Source organism: Streptomyces shaanxiensis (assembly GCF_039537145.1).
Classification (GTDB): domain Bacteria; phylum Actinomycetota; class Actinomycetes; order Streptomycetales; family Streptomycetaceae; genus Streptomyces; species Streptomyces shaanxiensis.
This window is the reverse complement of sequence record NZ_BAAAZY010000032.1, coordinates 60,125-83,772: the sequence shown is the minus strand read 5'-3', so window position 1 is coordinate 83,772 and position 23,648 is coordinate 60,125. Positions and strand designations below refer to the sequence as shown.

Sequence of the window (23,648 nt, the reverse complement as noted above, 5' to 3'; positions counted from 1 at the left end):
CGGCCTGCGGCGCGGCGGGCTGTCCCGGAGCCTGGCTGGGCGGCGTCTGGGGCGCCTGCTGGGCGTACGGGTTGGCCGGGCCGGCGTCCGGAGCGGAACCGGGCGCCGCGGGAGCGCCGTAGGCACCGGCGGGCGGCTGTCCCGGCGCGCCCTGCGGCGGGGCGAACGGCTGCCCGCCCTGCTGGGGCGGCGGCGGGGCGTACCAGCCGGGCTGGCCCTGGCCCGGGACCGGCATCGGCGGCTGGGCGCCCGGCGGCAGGGGCTGCTGGAGCCCTTCCTTCTGGTCGATCGTCGAGCGGTAGTCGACCGCGCCCTGCGTCATCCGCATGTACGCCTCTTCCAGCGAGGCCTGGTGCGGCGACAGCTCCCACAGGCGTACGTCGGTGTCGTGCGCGATGTCGCTGATGCGGGGGAGCGGCAGCCCGGTCACCCGCAGCGCGCCGTCCTGCTCGGGCAGCACATGGCCGCCCGCCTCGGTGAGCGCGCCGGCCAGCTTCTCGCGCAGTTGTGGCTCGGTGTCGGGCGTCCGGACCCGGGCGAAGCCGGCGGAGTTCGCCGCGATGAAGTCCTTGACGCTCATGTCCGCGAGCAGTTGCCCGCGCCCGATCACGATCAGGTGGTCGGCGGTCAGCGCCATCTCGCTCATGAGGTGCGAGGAGACGAAGACGGTACGGCCCTCGGCCGCCAGCGACTTCATCAGGTTCCGCACCCAGAGGATGCCCTCGGGGTCGAGGCCGTTGACCGGCTCGTCGAACAGCAGCACCTGCGGATCGCCCAGCAGCGCGGCGGCGATGCCGAGCCGCTGGCCCATGCCGAGCGAGAAGCCCTTGGAGCGCCGCCTGGCCACGTCCTGGAGGCCGACCACGCCCAGCACCTCGTCCACGCGGCGGGCCGGGATGCCGGACAGCTGGGCCAGGGACAGCAGGTGGTTGCGGGCCGCCCGGCCGCCGTGCACCGCCTTGGCGTCGAGCAGGGCGCCTACCTGGCGGGGGGCGTTGGGCAGCTTGCGGTAGGGGTAGCCGCCGATGGAGACATGGCCCGCGGTCGGGTTGTCCAGGCCGAGGATCATCCGCATCGTCGTCGACTTGCCCGAGCCGTTGGGGCCCAGGAAGCCGGTGACGGCACCGGGCCGCACCTGGAAGGACAAGTTGTACACAGCGGTCTTGTCGCCGTAGCGCTTGGTCAGGCCGACTGCTTCGATCATGCTCCGCACCCATCGAAAGGATCAGGACAGCGGGGCACACGCCCCCCGTAAGGGTTAGGAGGATACCGAGGCGCTGACGGTTCCACTCAAGAGCGAGTAAAACCTTGTACCGACAGTCACCCGAGGCGCTCCCTACGCATCCCGTTTCTTGAGCGTCACGTACCCGCCGGCGATCGCCGCGATCACCCAGAGCACCATGATCCCGAGCCCGCCCCAGGGGCCGTACGGCTTGTCGTCGTCGATCGGGGTGACCACCTGCATGATCCGGCTGCCGGCCTGGTCCGGCAGATACCGGCCGATCTTCTCGGTGGCCGAGACGTTGCCGAGAATGTTGGAGACCAGGAAGAAGAACGGCATCAGGATGCCCAGCGACAGCATCGGCGAGCGCAGCATCGCGGCGACACCCATCGAGAACATCGCGATCAGGGTCATGTAGAGCCCGCCGCCGATCACCGCCCGCAGCACGCCCGGGTCGCCGATCTCCGCCCTGTGCTCGCCGAGCATCGCCTGCCCGAGGAAGAAGGCGACGAAGCTGGTGGCCAGGCCGACGACGAGGGAGAGGCCGGTCGCCACCGCGATCTTGCTGAACAAGAAGGTGCCGCGCTGCGGCACGGCGGCCAGCGAGCTGCGGATCATGCCGGTGCTGTACTCGTTCGAGACGACGAGCACGCCGAACACGATCATCGCGAGCTGACCGAGGCTCATCCCGGCGAAGCTGATGAAGGTCGGGTCGAAGGACAGCTGGTCCCGTCGGCTCATGTCGTCGAACTCGCTCTTCGACAGGGCGGCGATCAGCATGCCGAGGGCGATGGTGATCACCACGGCGAGCGAGAGCGTCCACACGGTGGAGGCCACGGACCGGATCTTGGTCCACTCGGAGCGGATGACCTGGGTGGCTGCCATGTCAGCTCCTCCTCCAGCCTTCGCCCCACTGCGCCTGCATAGGGGGCGGCTGCGCGGGCGGTGACGCCTCGGCGTGCGCGTGGTACTCCACCGACTCCGCGGTCAGCTGCATGAACGCCTCCTCCAGTGAGGCCTGTTGCGGGCTCAGCTCGTGCAGCACCACCCCGTGCCGCGCCGCCAGCTCCCCGATCTGCTCGGCCTTGCCGCCATCGACCTCGAGCGTGCCGTTGCCCGTCTCCACGGCCGTGATCCCGGCGGCGTGCAGCACGTCTAGCAGCCGCTCCCGCTGCGGGGTGCGGATCCGGACGTACGACTTCGAGTTGCGCTCGATGAAGTCGGCCATGGTCGTGTCGGCGAGCAGCCGGCCCTGCCCGATGACGACGAGGTGCTCGGCGGTCAGCGCCATCTCGCTCATCAGATGCGAGGAGACGAAGACCGTACGGCCCTGCGCGGCAAGGGATTTCATCAGGTTGCGGATCCAGTGGATGCCCTCGGGGTCGAGCCCGTTGACCGGCTCGTCGAACATCAGGATCCGCGGATCGCCGAGCAGCGCGCCCGCGATGCCGAGCCGCTGGCCCATGCCCATCGAGAAGCCCTTGGTCTTCTTCCGCGCGACCGCCGTGAGCCCCACCGTCTCCAGCACCTCGCGCACCCGCCGCTTCGCGATGCCGTTGCTCTGCGCGAGGCACAGCAGATGGTTGTAGGCGCTGCGCCCGCCGTGCCAGGCCTTGGCCTCCAGCAGGGCGCCGATGTACGTCAGCGGGTCCTTGAGCCGGTCGTAGTGCTTGCCGTCGATGCGGACGTCGCCGGCGGTGGGGTGGTCGAGGCCGAGGATCATCCGCATCGTCGTGGACTTCCCGGCGCCGTTCGGGCCGAGGAAGCCCGTGACCATGCCCGGTCTGACGGTGAAGGTCAGGTTGTTGACCGCCACCTTCTCGCCGTACCGCTTGGTCAGCCCCTCTAGCTCGATCATGCCGCCCACGCTAAAACGGGACAAAGCCCTCTGCCACCCCAGTGGCAGAGGGCTTTGCCAAAATTCAGCAGACGTGCGCCGGATCGTTACCGGGTCTGCTGGGCGGGAACCCCGCGGGAGATGGGCTCGTCCTCGGCCGGGGTGCCGGCGGCGGCCACCGCGGCGCCCGTGAGGGTCGCCAGCATCTCGCGGACGTTCGTCAGCTGAGCGTTGATGCTGTCGCGGCGGTTGGTGAGAGCCGCGAGCTCGCGCTCGGATTCCGAACGGATCCGGTCGGCCTTGGCGTTGGCGTCGGCCACGATGTCCTCGGCCTGGCGCTGGGCCGTCTCCACCGTCTGGCGGGCACGGCGCTCGGCGTCGGTGCGCAGCTTCTCGGCCTCCAGGCGCAGCTGCTCGGCGCGGTGCTCGATCTCGGCGAGGCGCTTCTCGGCCTTGGCCTGACGGGACGCCAGGTCGCGCTCGGACTGCTCGCGGCGCTTGGCGAGGTTCGTCTCGAAGTCGGCGGCGGCCTGCGCGGCCTTGGCGCGGGTCTCCTCGAAGAGGGCGTCGGCCTCCTCGCGCTTGGACTGCGCGTCCTTCTGCGCCTCGGCGCGCAGCTGGGAGGCGTCACTCTTGGCCTTCTCGACGATCCGGACGCCTTCGTCCTCGGCCTTGGCCTTGCGCTCCGCAGCGAACGATTCTGCGTCGTTGCGGACCTGCTGGGCCGCCGACTCGGCGAGCTCGCGGTGCTGCTCGGCGGCGCGGCGGGCCTCCTCGCGCAGATCCTTGGCCTCTTCCTCGGCGAGGCGGAGGATCTTCTCGACACGCGCGCCGAGGCCGGCGTACGACGGCTCTGCGTCGGTTACCTGGGCCTGGGCGTTCTGCGTCTCGAGGTGGAGCTCCTCGATGCGCTTTTCCAGAGCGGTGATGCGGGCGAGAGCGCTGTCACGGTCGGAGACGAGCTTGGAGATCCGTTCGTCCACCTGAGCGCGGTCGTACCCACGCCGCACAAGCTCGAAGCCGTAGGGGGAAGTGTCGCTCATGGGGTTCCTGTCGAAAGAGACCGGTGAGGTGATAGGTGGAATCCTAGGGGCCGAAGCGGTGTGTCATCGAGCGGATGCGTGTTTGATCTGGAGAATGACACCCCTTTTGGGTGGCTAACCGCAGGACTGCTTGCCAAAGATCTGGTCAAAGGCCCCAGAAAACACCGGAGTCCGGTCTCTTGGCTAGCTCTCCGGCGACTTGCCACCCGATCGGGGGGCGCCCACTGTCGCACCGGCCTTGACCCCGCCATCCTTGCCCCCGGAGGGTGCCTCGAAGGACTCCAGCGCCTCCAGGACGTCCTGGACCCGGGAGATCTCGGCGTTGATGTCCTCGCGCCGCCGGACCAGGACCTCCAGCTCGCGCTTGCCCTCCTCGACCGTGCGCTTGGCCTCGCGGATCGCCTCGGCCTTGAGCTCCTCGGCCTCCCTGATCAGCGAGGACCGCTTCTGCTCGGCCTCCTTCAGCAGGCCCTCGGCCTTCTTGACGGCGGCGATACGGACCTTGCCGGCCTCGGAGTTGGCCTCCGACACCAGCTCCTTGGCCTTCGCCTGCGCCTTGGCCATCTGCTCCTCGGCGGCCTTGATGAGCGCGTCGCAGCGGTCGCCGGTCGACTTCATCGTCTCGGCGATCTCCCGGCGGGCCCGGTCGTGCAGCGCCTCGACCTCGCCGGTGACACGGTCGCGGTACTCCTCCGCGCGCTCCCTGATCGAGGTGGAGTCCCGGCGGGCGCCGACGAGCAGCTCGTCCGCGTCCGTGCGGGCCTTCTCCACCAGCGAGTTGCCCTCGACCGTCGCCTCCGAGACGAGGCGGTCGGCCTCCGTGCGGGCGGCGCCCACCATGGTGTCGGCCTGCGCCTCGGCGTCCGCGGTCGTCTTGTGCGCCTGCTGCTGTGCCTCGGTGAGCAGCTTGTCGGCCTCGGCCGTGGTCTCGGTGATGAGCTTGTCGACCTGCTCGGCCACGTCCTGGCGGCGCTTGGCCGCGTCCTTGCGGGCCTCGTCGAGGGTGCGCTCGGCCTCCTCGCGCGCCGCCGTCACGAGCCGCTCGGCCTCCGCGGCCGCCTCGGCCTTGACGCGCTCGGACTCGCTGCGGGTCCGCTCCGCGTGCTGCTGCGCCGACCCCACCGTCTCCGCGGCCTCGGCGCGCAGCCGCTCCGCGTCCGACGTGGCGTCCCCGACCAGCTTGTCGGCCTTGGCCCGCGCCTCGGCGCGGACCCGGTCGGCCTCCGCGATCGTCTCCGACTGCAGCCGCTCCGCCTCGGAACGCGCCTCGGTGATGAGGGTGTCGGCCTGCGTCGCCGCGTCCGAACGGATCCGGTTGGCGTCCTCGCGGGCGTCCGCCCGGGTGCGGGACGCGGCCTGCTCGGCCTCGGCGATGGCGTTCGACGCCTCCGTACGCACCCGCTGGGCGTGCTCGGACGCGTCCGACCGCAGCCGCTCCGCCTCGGCGATCGCCTCCCCGACGGTGCGCTCGGCGAGCGACTTGGCGGCCTGGGACTCCTCGTTGGCCTCGCGCCGGATGCGGCCCGCGTCCTCGCTGGCCCGCTCCCGCTCGGCGTAGGCGTCGGAGCGGACCCGGTCCGCCTCCTCCTGGGCCTCCCGGCGGGTACGGTCCGCCGCGTGCTCGGCGGCGTTGCGCAGCCCGGAGATCTCCTCCTGGGCCTGCTCGTGCAGCCCGGCGACGGAGTCGCGGACCTGCTGGGCGTGCTGCTCGGCCGCCGACACCATCTCGGTGGCGCGCCGGTCCGCCTCCTCGACCAGCCGCACCGCCTCGGCCTGCGCCTCCTCCACGCGGGTACGGGCGGAGGCCAGCAGCTCCTCGCTCTGCTCGCGGGCCCGCTCCCGCTCCTGGTCGGCCTCCTGGCGGGCGGAGCCGAGGGTCTCCTCGGCCTCGCGGCGGCGCCGGGTGGCCTCCTCCTGGGCGGCGGACAGCGTCTCGGACGCCTCGGTGGCGAGCCGCTCGGCGGCGGCCTGCGCCTCCGACCGGACGCGGTCGGCGGTGTCCTGCGCCTCCGACTTCAGCCGCTCGGCCTCGGCGGCGGCCTCGGACCGCAGGCGTACGGCGACGGCCTCGCCCTCGGCACGGGACGCGGACGCGTCCGACGCGGCCTCGTTGCGCAGCCGGTCGGCTTCCTCCTCGGCCTGCTGCTGGAGCGTGCGGATCCGCTCGGCGGCCTCCGCGCGCAGCCGGTCGGTCTCCTCGGCGGCCTCGCGCCGGATACGGGCGGCCTCCTCGCGGGCGTCGGACAGCGCCTGCTCGGCCGCCGCGAGCCGCTGCTCGGCCTCGGTCTGCAGCCGGGTCAGCTCCTCGGCGGCCTCCGTACGGCGGGCCTCGATGCCGCGCTCGGTCTCCTCGCGCAGTTCCTGGGCGGCCCGCTCGGCGTCGGCCTTGATGCCCTCGGCCTGCTCGACGACCTCGTCGCGGTGCCGCTCGGCCTCCTGACGGGTGCGCTGGAGGGTCTCCTCGGCCTGGCGGCGCAGCGTCGTCGCCCGCTCGATGGCCTCGGTGCGGACCTTCTCGCTGTCCGTCGTGGCCTTCTGGCGCAGCTCGTCCGCGTCCTGCCGGGTCTTCGCCAGCAGCTCCTCGGCGGTCTTGGCCGCCTCCTCGATCTGCTGGACGGCTTCCTTTCGGGCCTCCGCGCGGATCTTCTCGCCCTCGGCGACCGCGTCGGAGCGCAGCTGCTCGGCCTCGCCGCGCAGCCGGCGGGCCTCCTCCTGCAGCTCGACCGTCTTGGCGCGGTACTCCTTGGTGTCGTCCTTCGCCGAGCCCTTGAGCTGCTCGGCGATGTCGTGCGCCTCGGCACGCAGCCGGTCCGCCTCGGCCTCGGCCTCCTTGCGGATCCGCTCGGCCTCCTCGGCCGCGGCCTTGGTGGTCTTCTGGGCGTCCTCCTGCGCCTTGTTGAGGACGTCCTCGGCCGTCTTGGCCGCCTTGGACAGCTGGGTCGCGCTCTCCTCGGCGGTGATCGTGCGGGCCTTCTCGGCGGCCTCGGCGACGATCTTCTCGGCCTCGGCGCGGGCGTCGGCGACGACCTGCTCGGCGTCCGCCTTGGTGGTCTCGGCCTCCTTGGTGGCCTCGCTGACCAGCCGGGCGACCTGCTCCTTCGCCGTACGCATGCGCTGCTCGTTGGCCGACTCGGCACTGGAGAGCGTCTTCTCGGCGGCCGCCGTGGCCTCGGCGACCAGCTTCTCGGCCTCGGACTGCGCCTTGCGCAGCGCCTCCTCGGCCTCCGCCATGCGCTGCTCGGCGGCCCGGCTGAGCTCGGTGGCCTGTCGGCGGGCGGTGTCCGACTCGGTCGCCGTGGAGCTGCGCAGCTGCTCGGCGTGGTCGGTGGCCTCCTGGGCCTGCGTGGAGGCGGCGTTCAGCAGCCGCTCGGCGTCCGTACGGGCCCGGAGCAGGATCTGCTCGGCCTCCGCACGGGCCTCCTCGGCCGCGCCCGTGAGGCGCTGCCGGGCCTCGCCGGTGAGCCGCTCGGCCTCGGCGCGCGCGGTCGCCAGGGCCTGGTCGGCCTCGGCGCGCGACTCGTCGAGGAGCCGGCGGGCCTGCTGCTCGGTGCGGGCGCGCAGCTGCTCCGCCCACGCCACGTTCTCGTTGACGTGCGACTCGACGGTCTGCCGCCGCTCGGCCAGCTCCTGGTCCAGCTGCTGGCGGCGGGTCACCGCCTCCTGGTGCAGCTCGGCCTGCAGCCGGGCCGCGTTCTCCGCGTGCTCCTGCAGGATGCGCTGGGTCTGCGCGCGGGCCTGGCTCAGCTCCCGCTCCGCGTCCTGGCGGAGCTGGTCCGCCTGGATCTGGGCGTTCCGCAGCAACTGCTCGGCCTGATAGCCGATGTCACCGCCGTCGAAGGCCGGCCGGGACATGATGGTGCGCCGCGCCTCGTGCAACTTGGCGCGCAGCACCTCGACCTGGTAGCCGAGGTCCTCGGCGTGCTGGATCGCCTTTTCCCGCTCGGTCTTCAGCCGATCCATCTCGGCCTCGAACCGAGAGAGGTGGTCGACGTCAGCCGCCGGCTCTCGCTCCTGGCGTTCGTAGCCCCGCACTGCGCGGTCCCATCCGTCCCCTGGTCGCAAGTCTCTCCATACGGGCACCGTCCATCCGCCGAACGGGGCCCCCGGGGAATGGTGTCAGATCAACGGCGGAGCACGGGCTGTTGCCCCACCCTCGTCCCCCGAAACCCGGACCCCGGACGGTCCCCCCGTCAGGACGGAGGGGCCGGGTCACCCTGGAGTGAGCGGCGACCGCCCCCAACCCTACCGGCCCATATGTACGAGGGTCAGTGCTCAGGTGACTCAACAGGCGCCGAAGTGACCAGTTCTGTCAGAACGCCGTGGCAATCCTTTGGGTGCAGGAAGGTGATTCGTGACCCCATGGAGCCGCGCCGGGGCTCTTCGTACAGAACGCGTACGCCCCTTTCCTTGATGTCGGCGGCGTCCCCGTCGACATCCGCCGTACCGAAAGCGATGTGGTGGACACCCTCGCCGTTCTTGTCCAGCCACTTCGCGACGGTGGAGTCCGGGCGGGTGGGCTCGAGAAGCTGCAGGTAGGAGGCACCGCCGTCGGAGGTGTCATTGATCTTGAGCATGGCCTCGCGGACGCCCTGCTCCTCGTTGACCTCGGAGTGGAACACCTCGAAGCCGTACGTGGCCCGGTAGAACTCGACGGTCTTGTCGAGATCGAAGCAGGCGATTCCGATGTGGTCGATTCGCGTCAGCATGGTGTTCAGTGCAGCGCTCCCGCGGTGGTTACGCAACGTGCGCGCGATCACACCGACGGCCCGGTGACGGCACGGAGTGCCACTCAGTACATTCGAAGTAAACCCTCGTTCACTCCTCGGCTGTCCAAGCTGGAAGGGGATCGCACCTCATGTCTTCTGGAAACGGCACGACGTCCGTGATCGTCGCGGGTGCTCGCACCCCGATGGGACGGTTGCTCGGCTCGCTGAAGTCCTTCTCCGGAGCCGACCTCGGCGGCTTCGCGATCAAGGCCGCCCTCGACCGTGCGGGGATCGGTGGCGACCAGGTGCAGTACGTGATCATGGGCCAGGTGCTGCAGGCCGGGGCGGGGCAGATCCCGGCGCGCCAGGCCGCGGTCAAGGCCGGCATCCCGATGAACGTCCCGGCGCTCACCATCAACAAGGTCTGTCTGTCCGGCCTCGACGCGATCGCCCTCGCGGACCAGCTGATCCGCGCCGGCGAGTTCGACGTGATCGTCGCGGGCGGCCAGGAGTCCATGACCAACGCCCCGCACCTGCTGCCGAAGTCCCGTGAGGGCTACAAGTACGGCGCGGTGCAGATGGTCGACGCGATGGCGTACGACGGTCTGACCGACGCCTTCGAGAACATCGCCATGGGCGAGTCCACGGAGAAGCACAACACCCGCCTCGGCATCCTGCGCCCCGAGCAGGACGAGATCGCAGCCCTGTCCCACCAGCGGGCCGCCGCCGCGCAGAAGAACGCCATCTTCGAGGCCGAGATCACCCCGGTGGAGATCCCGCAGCGCAAGGGCGACCCGATCCTCTTCAGCAAGGACGAGGGCATCCGTGGCGACACCACCGCCGAGTCGCTGGGCAAGCTGCGCCCCGCGTTCTCGAAGGAGGGCACCATCACGGCGGGCTCGTCCTCCCAGATCTCGGACGGCGCCGCCGCGGTCGTCGTGATGAGCAAGGCCAAGGCCCAGGAGCTCGGCCTGGACTGGATCGCCGAGATCGGCGCCCACGGCAACGTGGCGGGTCCGGACAACAGCCTCCAGTCCCAGCCCTCCAACGCCATCCTGCACGCCCTGAAGAAGGAGGGCCTGGAGGTCTCCGACCTCGACCTGATCGAGATCAACGAGGCCTTCGCCGCCGTCGCGGTGCAGTCAATGAAGGACCTCGGAGTGTCCTCCGAAAAGGTGAACGTCAACGGTGGAGCCATCGCCCTGGGGCACCCGATCGGTATGTCGGGTGCGCGCCTCGTCCTGCACCTGGCCCTGGAGCTGAAGCGCCGGGGCGGCGGCGTCGGCGCGGCCGCGCTGTGCGGTGGCGGCGGGCAGGGTGACGCGCTGATCGTGCGGGTACCCAAGGCCTGAGTTCTCCTTTGTAGGACCTCTTTTGTGAACGGAGCTGTGATGCAGGACGTCTCCACACTGGTGACCCAGGCCAGGGAAGGTCGGCCCAGGGCGGTGGCCCGGCTGATCTCGCTGGTGGAGGGGGCGTCCCCGCAGCTGCGGGAGGTCATGGCGGCGCTCGCCCCACTGACGGGCAACGCGTACGTCGTGGGCCTGACGGGATCGCCGGGCGTGGGCAAGTCGACGTCCACGTCCGCCCTCGTGACGGCCTACCGAAAGCAGGGCAAGCGGGTCGGCGTCCTGGCCGTCGACCCGTCCTCGCCCTTCTCGGGCGGCGCCCTGCTCGGAGACCGAGTCCGGATGTCGGACCACGCCTCCGACCCCGGCGTCTACATCCGCTCGATGGCGACGCGGGGCCACCTCGGCGGCCTCGCGTGGGCCGCCCCGCAGGCCATCCGCGTCCTGGACGCGGCGGGCTGCGACGTGATCCTCGTCGAGACGGTCGGCGTCGGCCAGTCGGAGGTCGAGATCGCCTCCCAGGCCGACACCTCCGTCGTCCTGCTCGCCCCCGGCATGGGTGACGGCATCCAGGCGGCGAAGGCCGGAATCCTGGAGATCGGCGACGTGTACGTCGTCAACAAGGCGGACCGCGACGGCGCCGACGCCACCGCCCGCGAGCTCAACCACATGCTCGGCCTCGGCGAGTCCCGGGGCCCCGGCGACTGGCGCCCGCCCATCGTCAAGACGGTGGCCGCGCGCGCCGAGGGCGTCGACGAAGTGCTGGAAGCCCTGGAGAAGCACCGCGCCTGGATGGAGGAGCGCGGAGTCCTGGCCGACCGCCGCCGCGCCCGCGCCGCCCGCGAGGTGGAGACCATCGCCGTCACCGCCCTGCGCGAACGCATCGCCGACCTCCACGGCGACCGCCGGCTCGGTGCGCTGGCGGAGAAGATCGTCGCCGGGGAGCTGGATCCCTATCGGGCGGCGGACGAGTTGGTGGCCGGTCTGACGAAGAGCTGACCCGACCTGCCGGACTCGGGGCCGCTCCTCGCGCGGCCGACTGGGCGGTCGGTAGGGGCAGCGTCGGATCGCAGGTGTGGGCTTTCTGTGGTCCCGGCGTTCAGGACCTCACGCGGTTGCGGGCCCCCTCCGCCGCATGGGCAACTCCCCGTCCGCGCTGGTAAGTTGATCCGCATGTACCTCCTCTTGGCATAGGGCACGCGCTGCCCGCGCACGGTGCACGGTCGGTCGGCCGTGATCGTCGCGGCGCTCACGCGTCCCCTTTTTCGCCTCGAGTCGAGGAATTCCCGTGTCTTCCACATCTGTGGCGCGGCCGTCGTATGCCGCCGTTCTTCGGATCCCGTATGCCCGCCGCACCTTTGCCGCCGCCCTGCTCGGCAGGCTGTCGTACGGCGTCGTCCCGTTGTCCGTGATGCTTGCCGTGACCCGCGCGTCCGGGTCGTACGCGGTGGCGGGCGTCGTGATGGCGCTGTTCTCCGGGACCAGCGTCTTTCTGTCGCCCGCGCGGGCGGCCCTCATCGACCGGTACGGGCCGTGCCGGGCGCTCGTTCCGATGGTCGCGGCCTACGTCACCGCGCTCGGGGTGCTGACGGTGGCCGTGTGGCGGCCGGGTGGCGCCTCGCCGCTGGTCCTGGGCGCCGTCACCGCCGTGGCGGGGGCCTGCACTCCGCCGCTGGGGCCGACCATGCGGGCCGTGTGGGGGCGGATCGCCCCGGAGCGGCCGCTGTTGCAGCGGGCCTACAGCCTCGACGGTGTGGCCGAGGAACTGCTGTTCGTCTCGGGGCCGTTGCTGGTCGGCGTGCTGGTGGGGCTGGCTCCGCCGGCGGCCGGCATCGTCGTCGGGGCGGTGCTGATGGTGGCCGGGGCGGCCGGGTTCGTGTCGTCGCCGGTGGTGCGGGAGGTGCCGCCCGGCGGGCGGAAACGGGGGAGTGGGCCCGCCGGGCGGCTGTTGGTGCGCGAGCTCGGACGGCCGGTGGGGGCCGCCCTGGGGGTGGGGCTCGCGCTGGGAGTGGTCGATCTGCTGGTCGTGGCGTTCGCCGAGGGCCAGGGGCAGAGCCACGGCGGTGCGGGCGTGGCCTGGGTGCTGGCCGCCATGTCGGCCGGGAGCGCCGTCGGCGGGCTGCTCAACGGGGCCGTCGCGTGGCGGAGTCCGGCCGGGGCGCGGCTGCCGCTGATGGTCGCCGGCCTGGGGCTGGCGCTCGTCGGTGCGGGGCTCGCCCCGGGCCTGGGCACTCTCGCCGCGGCTGCCGCGGGCGCCGGGTTCTTCGTGGCGCCGGCGCTCACCACCGCGTATCTCATCGCCGACGAGACCGCCGCGCCCGAGGCCCGGGTGCAGGCCGGGGCCTGGGTCAACACGGCCGTCAACGCGGGGAGCACGGCGGGTACGGCGGCCGCCGGGGTGCTGGTCGGGTGGCTGCCGACGGGGGTGTGCTTCGCGGTGACGGGTGGGGTGACGCTGCTGACGGCGGTGGCTGTGGCGCGGGGCGCGCGTCGCGCGAGGGGCACGGAGGTTTCCGTGCCCCTCGCGTAACGGTGTTCGTCAGTCGTCGTCGCCGGCCGTGTCGTCCTGGTCGTCGTCCTGGACCTGGGTGACCTTGCCCGTCTTGAGGTCGACCTTGAACTCGCCCTTCGCGGTGTCCACGCTCCAGGTGGCGGGGCCGTCGTCGTCCAGGTCGACGTCGGTGACCGTGCCCTTCGCCGCGGCCGCCTGCGCGGCCTCGCGGGCGTCCACGCTCGCGCCCTTCAGGGCGGCGAGGTCCTCGCGGCCGTCGCTGTCGTCGTCGTTGTCGCGCTGGGCGCCGAGGACCTTGGCGTTGTCCGCGGAGACCCGGACGTCGTAGTCGGTGCCGTCGCCCTTCACGACGTTCACCTCCCACACGTTCGCGCGGTCGTCGTCCAGGTCGGCGGCGACGGCCGTGCCCGGCGTGTGCCTCAGCGCGGCCGCGATCGCGTCGGCGGCGGTGACCTGCGCGGCGGAGCGGACCTGCGTGCGGGCCTCGGCGGCGTCGTCCCGGTCGTCGGCGGTGTCGTCCGCGGTGATCTCCGCCGCGTCCTCGGCCGCGTCCTCCGCGCTGTCGTCCCGGTCGTCGGTGAGCCGTACGCTCGACTGCCGCTGGGTGGGCGCGCTCTCGTCGCCACCGACCGCGTAGGCCGCGACGGTGCCGCCTCCGATCAGGGCCGCGGCGGCGACGGTGGCGATGACGATGTTGCGCTTCATTCCGGTTCCTCCCGAGTCATTCGGTTTCGCGTCGTTTCGCGGTGTTTCGCTTCGACGGGAATCAATCTGCCGAACCGACGCTGAGGGGAACCTGAAGCCCCCTGAAGAGATCTTCAGCTTCGTTTTGCCAGGCTGTACGCATGCGCCTGTTGATCGTGGAGGACGAGAAGCGGCTGGCCCTGTCGCTCGCCAAGGGCCTGACCGCCGAGGGATACGCCGTGGACGTCGTCCACGACGGCCGGGAGGGGCTGTACCGGGCCTCGGAGGGGTCGTACGACCTCGTGATCCTCGACATCATGCTGCCCGGCATGAACGGCTACCGCGTCTGTGCCGCCCTGCGCGCCGCCGGCCACGAGGTGCCGATCCTGATGCTCACCGCGAAGGACGGCGAGTACGACGAGGCCGAGGGGCTGGACACCGGCGCCGACGACTACCTGACCAAGCCGTTCTCGTACGTCGTCCTCGTCGCCCGCGTCAAGGCGCTGCTGCGGCGCGGCGGCCAGGGCGCCGGGGCCTCTCCCGTGCACGTCCACGGCGACCTGAAGGTCGACACCGCCGCCCGTCGGGTCTTCCTCGGCGAGGACGAAGTAACCCTCACCGCCAAGGAGTTCGCAGTCCTGGAGCAACTCGTGGTGCGGGCCGGCGAGGTGGTGTCCAAGTCCCAGATCCTCGAGCACGTCTGGGACTTCGCGTACGAGGGCGATCCGAACATCGTCGAGGTGTACGTCAGCACTCTGCGGCGCAAGCTGCGCGCCGGGCTCATCCGGACGGTGCGGGGTGCCGGGTACCGGCTGGAGAAGGAAAGATGAGAAGACTCTTCGGCTCGGTCCGGTCGCGGGCCACGCTCGGCGCCGCCCTCGTCGTCGCCGTGGCGCTGGTCGCGGCGGGGGCGGCGGTGCTGCTGTCGCTGCGGTCCACCCTGATCGACCAGGCGGGCAACGACGCCGAACGCACGGCGCAGAACGTCGTCGCCCAGCTCAACCTCGGGAAGGCGTACGACCAGCTGGACCTGGACGACGACAGTCCGGTCCAGGTCGTCGCCGCGAACAACACCCTGGTCGCGGCCAACGACGACCTGGAGCGGATCAGCGGCACGGCCACCGACGCGGTGAAGCCCCAGCCGCAGACGGGCGGTACGGGTACGGGCGACACGGGCACGGGCGGCGAGGACGCTGACGACGCGGATGACGACCCGACCCACGGCGTGGGCGAGATCGGCGAGGGGACCAGGTTCACCGACGGCTCCGCGACGATCGACGGCGAGAGCGCCGACTACCGCTTCGCCGCCGTCACGATGGAGGCCAAGGGCAGGGGGCCGCTCACCGTCTACGCCGGAGGCTCGCTGGACGCCGAACGCAGCGCCGTGAACACCGCGCTGACCGTCATGCTGATCGGCTTCCCGCTGCTGCTCGGCGTCGTCGCGGCCGTGACCTGGCTGGTCACCCGGCGTGCCCTGCGCCCCGTCGAGGGCATCCGGCGCGAGATGGCCGCGATCACCGCGTCGCAGGACCTCGCCCGGCGCGTGCCGGAGCCGGACACCCATGACGAGGTGGCCAGGCTCGCCCGCACCACCAACGAGACGCTGGCCGCGCTGGAGACCTCCGTGGAACAGCAGCGCCGGTTCGTCGCCGACGCCTCGCACGAACTGCGCAGCCCCATCGCCAGCCTGCGCACCCAGCTGGAGGTGGGCGCGGCCCACCCGGAGCTGCTGGACGTGCCGGGCGCCGTGGAGGACACCGTACGACTGCAGCGCCTCGCCGCGGACCTGCTGCTGCTCGCCCGCCTGGACGCGGGGGAGGCGCCGGGCGCCAAACGGTTCGACCTCGGCGAGGTCGCGCGGCGCGAGGCCCGGGGGCGGGAGAACGTGACGGTCCGGGCGGACGTCGTGGAAGTGGCCGGGTCCCGGAGCCAGTTGGAGCGGGTGATCGGCAATCTGCTCGACAACGCGCAGCGGCACGCCCGTTCGGCGGTCACCGTGACCGTCCGCACGGACGGGGCGTGGGCCGTCGCGGCCGTCGCCGACGACGGGGACGGGGTTGCCGAGGCCGACCGGGAGCGGATCTTCGAGCGGTTCGTCCGGCTCGACGAGGCCCGCAGCCGCGACGACGGCGGCGCCGGGCTGGGCCTGGCCATCGCCCGCGACGTCGCCGTACGGCACGGGGGGACGCTCACCGTGGGCCGGGCGCCGGCGGGCGGAGCCCTGTTCGAACTCCGCCTGCCGCAGGATCGGCCCTAGGCGCCGGCGCCGGGTCTGCCGCGGACTCCCGGGTTACGGGCGTCCGCGCTGGCCGCGCAGGTGCTCCGCGATCGGCTTGAGGCCCTTGTCGAGTTCTGTCAGGGCCTCGGGGGACAGCAGGTCGATGAAGTGCCGCCGCACCGACGCCACGTGATGCGGCGCGACCTTCTTCATCGTCTCCATACCGTGTTCGGTGAGGACGGCGTAGAGCCCGCGGCGGTCTGACTCGCAGTTCTCACGGCGGACCAGGTTCGCGTTCTCCATCCGGGTGATCTGGTGGGAGAGGCGGCTTTTGGACTGGAGGGTGGCGGACGCGAGGTCGCTCATCCGCATCCGTACGTCCTCCGACTCGGAGAGATTCACCAGGATCTCGTAGTCGTTCATTGTCAGGCCGAACGGCTGCAGGTCCTTTTCGAGCTGGTACGTCAACAGCCTGTTGACCTCCAGGTGGGTACGCCAGGCGCACTGCTCCGCATCGGTGAGCCAGGGGGTGGCCGTCTCGGTCTCCATGAATGAAGTCTACCTAAGAAGTTGAAAGGCGAACTAGTGAGGGTTTTCTTGTGACACACCTGCGTGAACCCTGTGTGCTCACACGTTCGATGTCACACTCCGCAGACTACCGCTCACAGCCCGAAGCGACGCTGGAGGTCTCCCAGCTGTCCGGGAAGGCGCGGTGCTCCAGCCACTTGTGAAGGGCCTGTGTGCGGCGCACCGGAACCGGGTACTCCGGCGTCCGGCGGAACCGCCCCCGTGGCCTGCTCGGCCATGAGGGTCTCGGTCGACTGGAGCAGCACCGTGCCGGCTCCGACGAACTCGAACTGATGCTCCTCCCCGGAGGCCCCGCCGAGGCCTGTCAGTGCACGTAGACCGCCCATTACGCCGGTCATGTAGCCATGGTCGTAGTGGTGGCACGGCGACGGGCAGTCGGCCCAGCCGACGAGCGCCTGCGGGTCCACCCGGATCGGGGGTTCCATGAACACCACCGGCCCGTTAGATGCGGCCACGAACTTTCCGGTTCCGATGAGCGTCAGAAAACCCGGCACGATCGATTGCTTGAGCGCGAGACTTGGCTGAAAAGCGAGCAGGTTGCCCGAGCGAATGGTCAGATTGCCGTCTTCGAGGTCGTACGAGTTCACGTCGAATGCCCGGTCGGCCAGCAGCATCTTGCCGGAGCCCTCCGCGACGACCCAGTCGCTCGCGTGCAGAGGCGAATGAAAGGACGTACGGACAAGACGGTCGAGCCGGCCGTGCCCGACGCCGTTGAACTCCATCGAGCCGTAGTAGGCGATCATCTTCCCCTTCTGCAGGAACCACTGGCTTCCCTTGAGTTCCACACAGAAGGTGTAGGCGTTGACGTTGTCGTCGGAGGGCAGGGTCATGGGGTCGTACACGGTGGGGCCCGCGCCCGGGTAGTGGCTCACAGCTTCTCCTCCGACGCCTGGACGTACACCGCACCGCTGCCGCTGAGCTCCAGCTGGAAGGCCTCGCCGGAGCCGCGGCCCACCATGTCGCGCCAGCCGAGCGCGGTGGACAGCTTGTTGCGCACGTCGCCGTGGTGGGCGACGTAGGCCTGGGGGTCGACGTGGACGGGGCGCTGCGGGGTGATCGGGATCTCGAAGACGCCGCCGTGTGCCATGACCGCCACGGCCCCGTGGCCCTTGAGGGTGGTCGTGAACAGCCCCTGCCCGCTGATCTGTCCCCGGACCATGCCCATGACCCCGCCCTGCGAGCCGAGGAACATCGTGCCCTGCTGGAGGGTGCCCTCGAAGGCGAGCAGGCGGTCCGCCTCGACGCACAGGGTGTCGCCGGAGAGGTTGATCACCTGGATGTGGTGGCCGCCGTGCCCGAAGAGCACCGTGCCGCTGCCCTCGACGGTCATCAGCGGGGTGTCCTCGTTCGCCACCCGGCGCCCGATCATCGACACGATCCCGCCCTGGCCGCCTGCCGTGTTGGGGGTGAAGGACACCTCGCCCTTGTAGGCGAGCATCGCGCCGCGCTGGCTGAACAGCCTCTGGCCGGGCATGACCGTCGCCTCGACCATCTTGGAGTTGATCTCGCGGAAGCCCATGTCACACGTCCCCCGCGATCGTGTTCCGCTCGCTCGGCTGTACGTACACCAGACCGTCCCCCTCGAAGCGGATCTGGAAGGCCTCGCCGCCGCCCTCGCCCATGAGCGTGCGGAACGTCACACCGGACTGGAAGGACTGCCGCAGGTTCCCCTGATGGGCCACATACGCCCCCGGGTCCACGGTCAGCGGGTACTGCGCACTGACCCGCAGCACCACGGCCGGCCCGTCCGACATGATCGCCGCCTGTCCGTGCCCCTCGACGGTGGTCGTGAACAGGCCGTTGCCCTGTGAGGCGCCGCGCATGCCCGTGAAGGACGTGCCGGTGCGCAGGCCCCCGTCGGTCGCGAGCAGGTTGCTCGACTCGACGTACAGCTTGTCGCCCTGGAGGCTGACGAGGTTGATCTCGGAGGCGCGGTCCGCGAACCAGCACGTCCCATGCCCCTTCACCTCCATCAACGTCATCTGCTCGCCGGTGAGGCGCCGGGTCACCATGCCCCGCAGTCCCTCACCGCCGCCACTCATCTTCTTGAAGGCCATCTGCCCGTCGTACGCGACCATCGAGCCGTTCTTCGCCTTCACGGCGTCCCCGGTCATGTCGACGGCGAGCACCTTGCTGCCCTGAAGTCGGAACATCGCCACGCAGCGAAGGTAGCCGCCGACGCCTGCCGCCAACAGATCCCAAAGGTGGACTTCACCCCTGACGGGACCCCGAGCCCCACCCCCGGCCCGGCGTTTGCCACAATGGGCGAGCCTTTGTGCTTGCGTTCACAAGCTGATCCGAACCGACCGACGTCACTCCCCCCGAACCCCACCGAAGGTGACCCGTGGACATCAAGACCGCCACCGCCCTCCGCCGCCTCCGTCTCGTCTCGGCCCCCGAGGCGGTGTCGTTCCTGCTCCTGCTCGTCTGCTCGGTGCTGAAGCGGACCACGGACTTCAACGCGGTGCCCACGATGGGCCTGATCCACGGCGTTCTCTTCATCCTGTACGTGATCTTCTGGGCGGACGCGTGGAACCGCACCAAGTGGTCCAAGAAGACGGCGGCGATCTACTTCGTCCTCTCCGTCCTGCCGACCGGCGGCTTCTTCGCCGACCGCAAGCTCAAGCGCGAGGCCGAGAACGCGGTGATCGCCGCTCGCGCCCGCAGGGAAGGCAAGGTCAACGCATGATCGTCGCGTTCTCCGTGACGCCGCTCGGCGTCGGCGACGACGTGGGGGAGTACGTCGCCGACGCCGTCCGGGTGGTGCGCGAGTCGGGCCTGCCCAACCGCACCGACGCGATGTTCACGTCCATCGAGGGCGACAGCTGGGACGAGGTCATGGACGTCGTCAAGCGCGCCGTCGCCGCCGTCGAGGAGCGGGCGCCGCGGGTGTCGCTGGTGCTCAAGGCGGACATCAGGCCCGGCGTGAGTGACGGTCTCACCTCCAAGGTGGAAACCGTGGAGCGGCATCTGGCCGAATAGGCAGCGGCGCGCCGGGGCGGACGTACGGGATTCGTACGTCCGCCCCGGCGCGTTGTCGTTTCCAACTCCGGTCGGCGAACGGGCACTTGGGCCGGCACCGCGGCCGGGCCCCGGCGCCCGGCCACGCTTCGAGGGCGCGTCAAGTCGCCGCTCGTGTATGCGCATTCCGGCGCGCCCGATCGGCGGTTCCCTCAATTGGCCCGCGTGGCTCGCGGACCCCCTGGCCCTGACCCACGATGAAGGCTCAGGGCCGAAACCCGCGTTCGCGCTGGTGAAACGGCCGCCGCTTGCTCCCGCGAAGGAAGGGTCTGCCGGATGACCACTTCGCCCTACACATCCCAGTCGGCGTTCGACGGCTCCAGGATGCGCGTCACCCTGCTCGTCGATCTCCACGAAGGCGCCCAGCAAGAGTTCCTCGACGCCTACGAGCAGATGCGTGACCGAGTCGCGTCGGTCCCCGGTCACCTCGGTGACCAGCTGTGCCAGTCCCTGGAGAACCCGTCCCAGTGGCTCATCACGAGTGAATGGGCGACCGCCCCGCCGTACCTCGCCTGGGTGAACAGTGACGAGCACTTCGAGACGGTCAGGCCCCTGACGAACTGCGTCCGTGAACTGCGCTCGATGCGCTACGGCATCGTCCGCGAGACCGGCGGCGGCGCCCGCCCGGGCATCGGCGGACTCCAGGCGGCCGCCCGGGTCGGCGACGGGGTCACGCGCCACGCCCTGACGTTCACCGTCAAGCCCGGCTCCGAGTCCAAGGTCGCGGAGATCCTCGCCGGCTACGCGCCGCCCCAGGCCCGCGTCGACGACGCCACGCGGCTGCGCCGCACCACCCTGTTCATGCACGGCAACCGGGTCGTACGCACCGTCGAGGTGGAGGGCGACCTGATGGCGGCCTTGCGCCACGTCTCGCGCCAGCCCGAGGTGCGGGCCGTCGAGGAGGCCCTCAACCCGCATCTGGAGCAGCGCCGGGATCTGTCCGACCCCGAGTCCGCGAAGGCGTTCTTCGCCCGCGCCGCGATGCCCTCCGTCCATCACGTGGCACGCGGCGGACCGGAACCGGACGACATCACCCGGCACGCCCTGTACTACCCGGCCCGTCCGGGCTGCGGCATGGCCCTGGCCCGGCTGCTCTCCCGGCAGGACGAGACCGCGGCGGCCGACCCGGCCGGCCCCGTGCACCGCAGCACCGTCTTCCAGCGCGAGGACATCGTCGTCCGTCTCATCGACGTACGGGGTGATCCCGAGACCGATCCGGTCCTGGCGCTCGGCATCCATGGCCCGAGAAAGCCCGCCGTGCTGGCCCGTCTGCTGGACGGCGCCGCGCTCGGCATGGCCGGACCGCTCACCGGCGAGCGGGAGGCGACCCGCCTCCTGGCGCACGCCGACATGAGCCTGATCACCGACCGCAGGGCTGCGCAGTCCTGACCGCCGGGGCCTGTCCGGTGGATCAGGCCCTGAGGGACCCACACCCCATCGACCGACCTGGAGACAGACCATGGAGAAGATGCGCCCGCGCGTCGTGGACATCAAAGACATCGAGCCCAACCGCAAGCGCGGCGGCGACCTGCGCACGCTGCTCACCCCTGTCACGGTGGGCGCCACGAGCGGGTTCATGGGCCTGGCCATCATTCGGCCCGGCGAACGCATCAGCGAGCACTACCACCCGTACTCCGAGGAGTTCGTGTACGTCGTCGAGGGCAGGCTGGAGGTCGACCTGGATGATGAAACGTTTTCCCTCCGGTCCGACCAGGGCCTGATGATCCCCATCGACATGCGGCACCGCTTCCGCAACGTCGGTGACGAGGAGGCCCGGATGGTCTTCCACCTGAGCCCCCTCGCACCGAACCCGAAGCTCGGCCACGTCGACACCGAGGCCCCGGAGATCAGCGACGACCGCATGGCGTACCCCCTCGTCCAGGAGGAGGGCGGGCAGCCCGAGCGGCCGGGGGTCCTCTCGTGACCCGGCGGGTGGCGGTCACCGGTATAGGTGTCGTCGCCCCCGGCGGGATCGGGGCGCCGGCGTTCTGGGACCTGCTGTCGAACGGCCGTACCGCGACTCGCGGCATCACCCTGTTCGACCCCGAGGGACTGCGCTCCCGCATAGCCGCCGAGTGCGACTTCGATCCGCTCGCCCACGGACTCGACCCCGAGCAGGTCGAACGCGCCGACCGGTACATACAGTTCGCCCTGGTCGCCGCGCAGGAGGCGGTGACCGACAGCGGTGTCGACTTCGCCGCGGAGGACCCCTGGCGCGTGGCCGTGTCCCTGGGCAGCGCGGTGGGCGGCACGACCCGGCTGGAGCACGACTACGTCCTGGTCAGCGAACGGGGGCAGCGCTGGGACGTCGACCACCGTGCCGCGGAGCCGCAGTTGCACCGGGCGTTCTCGCCCAGCACCCTCGCGGCGGACGTCGCCGAGCGGTTCGGCGCGCAGGGGCCGGTGCAGACCGTCTCCACCGGCTGCACCTCCGGGCTCGACGCGGTGGGCTACGCCTTCCACACCGTCGAGGAGGGCCGCGCCGACATCTGCATAGCCGGGGCGTCGGACTCGCCGATCTCCCCGATCACCATGGCCTGCTTCGACGCCATCAAGGCCACGTCGCCCAACAACGACGACCCTGCGCACGCCTCCCGCCCCTTCGACGCCAACCGCGACGGGTTCGTCATGGGCGAGGGCGCCGCCGTCCTCGTACTCGAAGAACTGGAACACGCGCGGGCGCGCGGCGCGCACGTCTACTGCGAGATCGGCGGCTACGCCACCTTCGGCAACGCCTACCACATGACCGGTCTGACCTGCGAGGGCCTGGAGATGGCCCGGGCCATCGACGTCACCCTCGACCACGCGCGCGTGAACCCCACGGACATCGACTACGTCAACGCGCACGGCTCGGGCACCCGGCAGAACGACCGGCACGAGACCGCCGCGGTCAAGAAGTCCCTGGGCGCCCACGCCTACGACACCCCCATGAGCTCGATCAAGTCCATGGTGGGCCACTCGCTCGGGGCGATCGGCGCGATCGAGGTCGTCGCCTGCGTCCTCGCCCTGGCCCGGCAGGTGGTCCCGCCGACGGCGAACTACGAGACCCCGGACCCCGAGTGCGACCTGGACTACGTACCGCGCACCGCACGCTCCCGCCGGCTCGACAACGTGCTCTCCGTGGGCAGCGGCTTCGGCGGGTTCCAGTCCGCGGTGCTTCTGACGGGGCCGGCTGGGAGGAAACGATGAGTGGTAGTGGCATAGGCAGTGACATAGGAACCCGGCGCACCGCCGTCACGGGGATCGGTGTGGTCGCGCCCAACGGCCTTCATACGGACACCTACTGGAAGTCCGTCAAGGAAGGCGCGAGCGTCCTGGACCGAGTGACCAGGGAGGGCTGCGAGCACCTCCCGCTCCGCGTCGCCGGCGAGGTCCGCGGATTCGACCCGTCGGCGCTCATCGAGGAGACCTTCCTCGTCCAGACCGACAAGTTCACCCACTTCGCGCTGGCCGCCGCCGACGCCGCCCTCCAGGACGCGGGGCTGAGCAGCAGTGCCGCAGACTCGCCGTACTCCGTCGGCGTGGTCACGGCGGCCGGGTCCGGCGGCGGCGAGTTCGGGCAGCGGGAACTGCAGAAGCTGTGGGGGCAGGGTTCCCGGTTCGTCGGGCCCTACCAGTCCATCGCCTGGTTCTACGCGGCCAGCACCGGCCAGATATCCATCCGCAAGGGTTTCAAGGGCCCCTGTGGGGTGGTGGCCAGCGACGAGGCCGGCGGCCTGGACGCCGTCGCGCACGCTGCCGGGGCCGTGCGGCGGGGCACGGAGGTGGTCGTCGTCGGGGCGGCCGAGGCGCCGCTCGCCCCCTACTCGGGCGTCTGCCAGCTCGGGTACCGCGAACTCAGCACCGTCGAGGACCCGGCCCGCGCCTACCGCCCGTTCACCTCGGCCGCCTGCGGCTTCGTGCCCGCGGAGGGCGGTGCCGTCCTCGTCGTGGAGGACCTGGACCGGGCCCAGCGCCGTGGAGCGGCCGTCCGGGCCACCGTGGCGGGACACGCCGCCACCTTCACCGGCGCCTCGCGCTGGGACCGCTCACGGGACGGGCTCGCGCACGCCATCAGGGGCGCGCTCGACGAGGCCGGCTGTGCGCCGGAGGAGATAGACGTCGTCTTCGCCGACGCGATGGGGGTACCGGAGGCGGACCGCGCCGAGGCGCTCGCCCTCGCCGACGCCCTGGGCCCGCACGGCACCAAGGTCCCCGTCACGGCCCCCAAGACCGGCATCGGACGGTCCTACTGCGGGGCACCCCTGCTGGACATCGCGGCCGCCGTGCTCGCCATGGAACACGGGCAGATCCCCCCGACGCCGGGTGTCTTCGACATCTGCCACGACATCGACCTGGTGACGTCAACGGCCCGCACGGCCGAACTCCGCACGGCCCTGGTCCTCAGCCGGGGGCTGATGGGCTCCAACTCGGCGCTCGTGCTGCGTCGTGGCCCCGGAAACGCCGTCTAGAGCCCCCGGAACCGCCG

At 71.2% G+C, this 23,648-nt stretch carries 22 protein-coding genes; 11 read left to right on the top strand and 11 right to left on the bottom strand.

The features are described 5' to 3' along the window. The 6 genes from ABD932_RS41530 to mce all read right to left on the bottom strand — a co-directional run. Positions 1-1,204: ABC transporter ATP-binding protein (locus ABD932_RS41530; RefSeq protein WP_345021392.1), on the bottom strand; the 1,204-nt coding region annotated here is incomplete at its 3' end. A gap of 132 nt (positions 1,205-1,336) precedes the next feature. Next, complete coding sequence (locus tag ABD932_RS41525; RefSeq protein ID WP_345021390.1) at positions 1,337-2,107, bottom strand: ABC transporter permease; 771 nt, start codon at positions 2,105-2,107, stop codon at positions 1,337-1,339. A 1-nt stretch (position 2,108) separates the two neighbouring features. Then, a complete protein-coding gene (locus tag ABD932_RS41520) occupies positions 2,109-3,080 on the bottom strand; it encodes an ATP-binding cassette domain-containing protein (protein ID WP_345021388.1) in 972 nt (323 codons plus the stop codon). A gap of 86 nt (positions 3,081-3,166) precedes the next feature. Next, positions 3,167-4,102, bottom strand: coding sequence for a coiled-coil domain-containing protein (locus ABD932_RS41515; RefSeq protein ID WP_126395108.1), 936 nt, complete (start codon positions 4,100-4,102; stop codon positions 3,167-3,169). Positions 4,103-4,285: 183 nt separating this feature from the next. Then, a complete protein-coding gene (gene scy, locus ABD932_RS41510; protein WP_345021386.1) occupies positions 4,286-8,134 on the bottom strand; it encodes a polarized growth protein Scy in 3,849 nt (1,282 codons plus the stop codon). A 233-nt stretch (positions 8,135-8,367) separates the two neighbouring features. Continuing rightward, on the bottom strand, positions 8,368-8,808 hold the full coding sequence (gene mce / locus ABD932_RS41505) for a methylmalonyl-CoA epimerase (protein WP_345021385.1): 441 nt from the start codon (positions 8,806-8,808) through the stop codon (positions 8,368-8,370). A 149-nt stretch (positions 8,809-8,957) separates the two neighbouring features. On the opposite strand from mce, the gene ABD932_RS41500 reads away from it, so the two are divergent. The 3 genes from ABD932_RS41500 to ABD932_RS41490 all read left to right on the top strand — a co-directional run bounded on the left by ABD932_RS41500 (position 8,958) and on the right by ABD932_RS41490 (position 12,687). After that, positions 8,958-10,160: an acetyl-CoA C-acetyltransferase gene (locus ABD932_RS41500; RefSeq protein ID WP_126395111.1), complete on the top strand. Its 1,203-nt coding sequence runs from the start codon at positions 8,958-8,960 to the stop codon at positions 10,158-10,160. A 39-nt stretch (positions 10,161-10,199) separates the two neighbouring features. Then, on the top strand, positions 10,200-11,156 hold the full coding sequence (gene meaB, locus ABD932_RS41495) for a methylmalonyl Co-A mutase-associated GTPase MeaB (protein ID WP_345021384.1): 957 nt from the start codon (positions 10,200-10,202) through the stop codon (positions 11,154-11,156). A 289-nt stretch (positions 11,157-11,445) separates the two neighbouring features. Beyond that, positions 11,446-12,687 carry an MFS transporter gene (locus ABD932_RS41490; RefSeq protein ID WP_345021383.1) on the top strand — a complete coding sequence of 414 codons (1,242 nt, stop codon included), beginning with the start codon at positions 11,446-11,448 and terminating at the stop codon, positions 12,685-12,687. Between the two features lie 9 nt (positions 12,688-12,696). On the opposite strand, the gene ABD932_RS41485 is transcribed toward ABD932_RS41490, so the two are convergent. Next, positions 12,697-13,374, bottom strand: a complete 678-nt coding sequence (locus ABD932_RS41485) for a PepSY domain-containing protein (protein WP_345021381.1) — start codon at positions 13,372-13,374, stop codon at positions 12,697-12,699. A 140-nt stretch (positions 13,375-13,514) separates the two neighbouring features. Between ABD932_RS41485 and ABD932_RS41480 the strand changes: the two genes are divergently transcribed. Both ABD932_RS41480 and ABD932_RS41475 read left to right on the top strand, forming a co-directional pair. After that, entirely contained in the window at positions 13,515-14,183 is a 669-nt protein-coding gene (locus ABD932_RS41480; RefSeq protein WP_345021379.1) for a response regulator transcription factor, read from the top strand. Continuing rightward, positions 14,180-15,610: an ATP-binding protein gene (locus tag ABD932_RS41475; protein WP_345021378.1), complete on the top strand. Its 1,431-nt coding sequence runs from the start codon at positions 14,180-14,182 to the stop codon at positions 15,608-15,610. Before ABD932_RS41480 ends, ABD932_RS41475 begins: the two co-directional genes overlap by 4 nt. 33 nt (positions 15,611-15,643) lie before the next feature. Here ABD932_RS41475 and ABD932_RS41470 read toward each other — a convergent pair whose 3' ends face one another. The 4 genes from ABD932_RS41470 to ABD932_RS41455 all read right to left on the bottom strand — a co-directional run bounded on the left by ABD932_RS41470 (position 15,644) and on the right by ABD932_RS41455 (position 18,312). Beyond that, positions 15,644-16,120, bottom strand: a complete 477-nt coding sequence (locus ABD932_RS41470) for a MarR family winged helix-turn-helix transcriptional regulator (protein WP_345021376.1) — start codon at positions 16,118-16,120, stop codon at positions 15,644-15,646. A 113-nt stretch (positions 16,121-16,233) separates the two neighbouring features. Continuing rightward, on the bottom strand, positions 16,234-17,031 hold the full coding sequence (locus tag ABD932_RS41465) for an AIM24 family protein (protein ID WP_345021374.1): 798 nt from the start codon (positions 17,029-17,031) through the stop codon (positions 16,234-16,236). Further along, a complete protein-coding gene (locus tag ABD932_RS41460) occupies positions 17,028-17,678 on the bottom strand; it encodes an AIM24 family protein (RefSeq protein ID WP_345021372.1) in 651 nt (216 codons plus the stop codon). The genes ABD932_RS41465 and ABD932_RS41460 overlap by 4 nt, the downstream gene beginning before the upstream one ends. Before the next feature lies 1 nt (position 17,679). Beyond that, positions 17,680-18,312 carry an AIM24 family protein gene (locus ABD932_RS41455; protein WP_126400315.1) on the bottom strand — a complete coding sequence of 211 codons (633 nt, stop codon included), beginning with the start codon at positions 18,310-18,312 and terminating at the stop codon, positions 17,680-17,682. A gap of 191 nt (positions 18,313-18,503) precedes the next feature. Here ABD932_RS41455 and ABD932_RS41450 point away from each other — a divergent pair, with 191 nt between their 5' ends. The 6 genes from ABD932_RS41450 to ABD932_RS41425 all read left to right on the top strand — a co-directional run bounded on the left by ABD932_RS41450 (position 18,504) and on the right by ABD932_RS41425 (position 23,631). After that, positions 18,504-18,848 (top strand): DUF3817 domain-containing protein, encoded by a 345-nt coding sequence (locus tag ABD932_RS41450; RefSeq protein WP_345021370.1) that lies wholly within the window; start codon positions 18,504-18,506, stop codon positions 18,846-18,848. Then, complete coding sequence (locus ABD932_RS41445; protein WP_345021368.1) at positions 18,845-19,141, top strand: MTH1187 family thiamine-binding protein; 297 nt, start codon at positions 18,845-18,847, stop codon at positions 19,139-19,141. The genes ABD932_RS41450 and ABD932_RS41445 overlap by 4 nt, the downstream gene beginning before the upstream one ends. Positions 19,142-19,456: 315 nt before the next feature. After that, complete coding sequence (locus ABD932_RS41440; protein ID WP_345021367.1) at positions 19,457-20,569, top strand: SchA/CurD-like domain-containing protein; 1,113 nt, start codon at positions 19,457-19,459, stop codon at positions 20,567-20,569. A 70-nt stretch (positions 20,570-20,639) separates the two neighbouring features. After that, positions 20,640-21,104 (top strand): cupin domain-containing protein, encoded by a 465-nt coding sequence (locus ABD932_RS41435; protein WP_345021365.1) that lies wholly within the window; start codon positions 20,640-20,642, stop codon positions 21,102-21,104. Beyond that, positions 21,101-22,369, top strand: a complete 1,269-nt coding sequence (locus ABD932_RS41430) for a beta-ketoacyl-[acyl-carrier-protein] synthase family protein (protein WP_345021363.1) — start codon at positions 21,101-21,103, stop codon at positions 22,367-22,369. Before ABD932_RS41435 ends, ABD932_RS41430 begins: the two co-directional genes overlap by 4 nt. Beyond that, positions 22,366-23,631 (top strand): ketosynthase chain-length factor, encoded by a 1,266-nt coding sequence (locus ABD932_RS41425; RefSeq protein ID WP_345021362.1) that lies wholly within the window; start codon positions 22,366-22,368, stop codon positions 23,629-23,631. The genes ABD932_RS41430 and ABD932_RS41425 overlap by 4 nt, the downstream gene beginning before the upstream one ends. Positions 23,632-23,648 lie beyond the last annotated feature (17 nt).